Annotated in this window: 2 rRNA genes; both read left to right on the plus strand. The window is 57.1% G+C overall.

Annotation, left to right across the window (positions count from 1 at the left end):
* A 16S ribosomal RNA gene (locus BEK98_RS44435) occupies positions 1 to 1441 on the plus strand; the annotation flags it as partial.
* Between the two features lie 296 nt (positions 1442 to 1737).
* Positions 1738 to 4855: ribosomal RNA gene (locus tag BEK98_RS44440) — 23S ribosomal RNA — on the plus strand; the annotation flags it as partial.

Here is a 4855-nt window from a genome sequence, read left to right on the forward strand (position 1 = left end):
GGATTAGTGGCGAACGGGTGAGTAACACGTGGGCAATCTGCCCTTCACTCTGGGACAAGCCCTGGAAACGGGGTCTAATACCGGATACGAGCCTCCAAGGCATCTTGGGGGTTGGAAAGCTCCGGCGGTGAAGGATGAGCCCGCGGCCTATCAGCTTGTTGGTGAGGTAATGGCTCACCAAGGCGACGACGGGTAGCCGGCCTGAGAGGGCGACCGGCCACACTGGGACTGAGACACGGCCCAGACTCCTACGGGAGGCAGCAGTGGGGAATATTGCACAATGGGCGAAAGCCTGATGCAGCGACGCCGCGTGAGGGATGACGGCCTTCGGGTTGTAAACCTCTTTCAGCAGGGAAGAAGCGAAAGTGACGGTACCTGCAGAAGAAGCGCCGGCTAACTACGTGCCAGCAGCCGCGGTAATACGTAGGGCGCAAGCGTTGTCCGGAATTATTGGGCGTAAAGAGCTCGTAGGCGGCTTGTCACGTCGATTGTGAAAGCCCGAGGCTTAACCTCGGGTCTGCAGTCGATACGGGCTAGCTAGAGTGTGGTAGGGGAGATCGGAATTCCTGGTGTAGCGGTGAAATGCGCAGATATCAGGAGGAACACCGGTGGCGAAGGCGGATCTCTGGGCCATTACTGACGCTGAGGAGCGAAAGCGTGGGGAGCGAACAGGATTAGATACCCTGGTAGTCCACGCCGTAAACGGTGGGAACTAGGTGTTGGCGACATTCCACGTCGTCGGTGCCGCAGCTAACGCATTAAGTTCCCCGCCTGGGGAGTACGGCCGCAAGGCTAAAACTCAAAGGAATTGACGGGGGCCCGCACAAGCGGCGGAGCATGTGGCTTAATTCGACGCAACGCGAAGAACCTTACCAAGGCTTGACATACACCGGAAAGCATTAGAGATAGTGCCCCCCTTGTGGTCGGTGTACAGGTGGTGCATGGCTGTCGTCAGCTCGTGTCGTGAGATGTTGGGTTAAGTCCCGCAACGAGCGCAACCCTTGTTCTGTGTTGCCAGCATGCCCTTCGGGGTGATGGGGACTCACAGGAGACCGCCGGGGTCAACTCGGAGGAAGGTGGGGACGACGTCAAGTCATCATGCCCCTTATGTCTTGGGCTGCACACGTGCTACAATGGCCGGTACAAAGAGCTGCGATACCGTGAGGTGGAGCGAATCTCAAAAAGCCGGTCTCAGTTCGGATTGGGGTCTGCAACTCGACCCCATGAAGTCGGAGTCGCTAGTAATCGCAGATCAGCATTGCTGCGGTGAATACGTTCCCGGGCCTTGTACACACCGCCCGTCACGTCACGAAAGTTGGTAACACCCGAAGCCGGTGGCCCAACCCCTTGTGGGAGGGAGCTGTCGAAGGTGGGACTAGCGATTGGGACGAAGTCGTAACAAGGTAGCCGTACCGGAAGGTGCGGCTGGATCACCTCCTTTCTAAGGAGCATCTAGCTGCCGCAAGGCAGCCAGAGCCACTACGCCAGCGAATGTCTGGCGGTGGTTAGCTCATGGGTGGAACGTTGATTATTCGGCACACTCGGTCTGCTTCTCTTCCTAGTACTGCTTCGGCGTGGAACGGATGAAGAAGAAGCTGAGGGTGTCGGGCACGCTGTTGGGTGTCTGAGGGAATGGATTTCCTCAGTCGCCGGCCCCAGTGCACTCGAATCTTGTGGTTCGGGGTGATGGGTGGCTGGTCGTTGTTTGAGAACTGCACAGTGGACGCGAGCATCTGTGGCCAAGTTTTTAAGGGCGCACGGTGGATGCCTTGGCACCAGGAACCGATGAAGGACGTGGGAGGCCACGATAGTCCCCGGGGAGTCGTCAACCAGGCTTTGATCCGGGGGTTTCCGAATGGGGAAACCCGGCAGTCGTCATGGGCTGTCACCCACTGCTGAACACATAGGCAGTGTGGAGGGAACGAGGGGAAGTGAAACATCTCAGTACCCTCAGGAAGAGAAAACAACCGTGATTCCGGGAGTAGTGGCGAGCGAAACCGGATGAGGCCAAACCGTATGCGTGTGAGACCCGGCAGGGGTTGCGCATGCGGGGTTGTGGGATCTCTCTTCTGTCGTCTGCCGGCGACAGGACGAGTCAGAAACCGTTGATGTAGGCGAAGGACATGCGAAAGGTCCGGCGTAGAGGGTAAGACCCCCGTAGTCGAAACATCAGCGGCTCGTTTGAGAGACACCCAAGTAGCACGGGGCCCGAGAAATCCCGTGTGAATCTGGCGGGACCACCCGCTAAGCCTAAATATTCCCTGGTGACCGATAGCGGATAGTACCGTGAGGGAATGGTGAAAAGTACCGCGGGAGCGGAGTGAAATAGTACCTGAAACCGTGTGCCTACAAGCCGTGGGAGCGTCGGAAGCAGCTTGCTGCTTCTCGTGACTGCGTGCCTTTTGAAGAATGAGCCTGCGAGTTTGCGGTGTGTTGCGAGGTTAACCCGGGTGGGGAAGCCGTAGCGAAAGCGAGTCCGAATAGGGCGTTTCAGTAGCACGCTCAAGACCCGAAGCGGAGTGATCTAGCCATGGGCAGGTTGAAGCGGAGGTAAGACTTCGTGGAGGACCGAACCCACCAGGGTTGAAAACCTGGGGGATGACCTGTGGTTAGGGGTGAAAGGCCAATCAAACTCCGTGATAGCTGGTTCTCCCCGAAATGCATTTAGGTGCAGCGTCGTGTGTTTCTTGCCGGAGGTAGAGCACTGGATAGGCGATGGGCCCTACCGGGTTACTGACCTTAGCCAAACTCCGAATGCCGGTAAGTGAGAGCGCGGCAGTGAGACTGTGGGGGATAAGCTCCATGGTCGAGAGGGAAACAGCCCAGAGCATCGACTAAGGCCCCTAAGCGTACGCTAAGTGGGAAAGGATGTGGAGTCGCACAGACAACCAGGAGGTTGGCTTAGAAGCAGCCACCCTTGAAAGAGTGCGTAATAGCTCACTGGTCTAGTGATTCCGCGCCGACAATGTAGCGGGGCTCAAGCGTACCGCCGAAGTCGTGTCATTGCAGCATATAGCCCCAACGGGTGCTGTGATGGGTAGGGGAGCGTCGTGTGCCGGGTGAAGCAGCACCGGAAGGTAGTTGTGGACGGTTCACGAGTGAGAATGCAGGCATGAGTAGCGATACAAACGTGAGAAACGTTTGCGCCGATTGACTAAGGGTTCCTGGGTCAAGCTGATCTGCCCAGGGTAAGTCGGGACCTAAGGCGAGGCCGACAGGCGTAGTCGATGGATAACCGGTTGATATTCCGGTACCCGCTGTGAAGCGTCAAACATCGAACCCATTAATGCTAAGGCCGTGAAGCCGTTCCGGACCCTTCGGGGAAAGGAAAGTGGTGGAGCCGCTGACCCAAGGTGGTAGTAGGTGAGTGATGGGGTGACGCAGGAAGGTAGTCCATCCCGGGCGGTGGTTGTCCCGGGGTAAGGGTGTAGGACGTTGTCTAGGTAAATCCGGACAGCACATAGTCTGAGACCTGATGCCGAGCCGATTGTGGCGAAGTGGATGATCCTATGCTGTCGAGAAAAGCCTCTAGCGAGTTTCATGGCGGCCCGTACCCTAAACCGACTCAGGTGGTCAGGTAGAGAATACCGAGGCGTTCGGGTGAACTATGGTTAAGGAACTCGGCAAAATGCCCCCGTAACTTCGGGAGAAGGGGGGCCACACTCGGTGATCCGATTTACTCGGTGAGCTGGGGGTGGCCGCAGAGACCAGCGAGAAGCGACTGTTTACTAAAAACACAGGTCCGTGCGAAGCCGTAAGGCGATGTATACGGACTGACGCCTGCCCGGTGCTGGAACGTTAAGGGGACCGGTTAGCTCCATTTCGGTGGGGCGAAGCTGAGAACTTAAGCGCCAGTAAACGGCGGTGGTAACTATAACCATCCTAAGGTAGCGAAATTCCTTGTCGGGTAAGTTCCGACCTGCACGAATGGCGTAACGACTTCTCGACTGTCTCAACCATAGGCCCGGTGAAATTGCACTACGAGTAAAGATGCTCGTTTCGCGCAGCAGGACGGAAAGACCCCGGGACCTTTACTACAGTTTGATATTGGTGTTCGGTTCGGCTTGTGTAGGATAGCTGGGAGACTGTGAAGCTTGGACGCCAGTTCAGGTGGAGTCGTCGTTGAAATACCAGTCTGGTCGTGCTGGATGTCTAACCTCGGTCCGTGATCCGGATCAGGGACAGTGTCTGATGGGTAGTTTAACTGGGGCGGTTGCCTCCTAAAGAGTAACGGAGGCGCCCAAAGGTTCCCTCAGCCTGGTTGGCAATCAGGTGTTGAGTGTAAGTGCACAAGGGAGCTTGACTGTGAGACCGACGGGTCGAGCAGGGACGAAAGTCGGGACTAGTGATCCGGCGGTGGCTTGTGGAAGCGCCGTCGCTCAACGGATAAAAGGTACCCCGGGGATAACAGGCTGATCTTCCCCAAGAGTCCATATCGACGGGATGGTTTGGCACCTCGATGTCGGCTCGTCGCATCCTGGGGCTGGAGTCGGTCCCAAGGGTTGGGCTGTTCGCCCATTAAAGCGGTACGCGAGCTGGGTTTAGAACGTCGTGAGACAGTTCGGTCCCTATCCGCTGTGCGCGTAGGAATATTGAGAAGGGCTGTCCCTAGTACGAGAGGACCGGGACGGACGAACCTCTGGTGTGCCAGTTGTTCTGCCAAGGGCATGGCTGGTTGGCTACGTTCGGGAGGGATAACCGCTGAAAGCATCTAAGCGGGAAGCCTGCTTCGAGATGAGTATTCCCACCTCCTTGAGAGGGTAAGGCTCCCAGTAGACGACTGGGTTGATAGGCCAGATATGGAAGCCCGGTAACGGGTGGAGTTGACTGGTACTAATAGGCCGAGGGCTTGTCC

It is taken from the genome of Streptomyces diastatochromogenes, assembly GCF_002242805.1.
Taxonomy (GTDB): Bacteria; Actinomycetota; Actinomycetes; order Streptomycetales; family Streptomycetaceae; genus Streptomyces; species Streptomyces diastatochromogenes.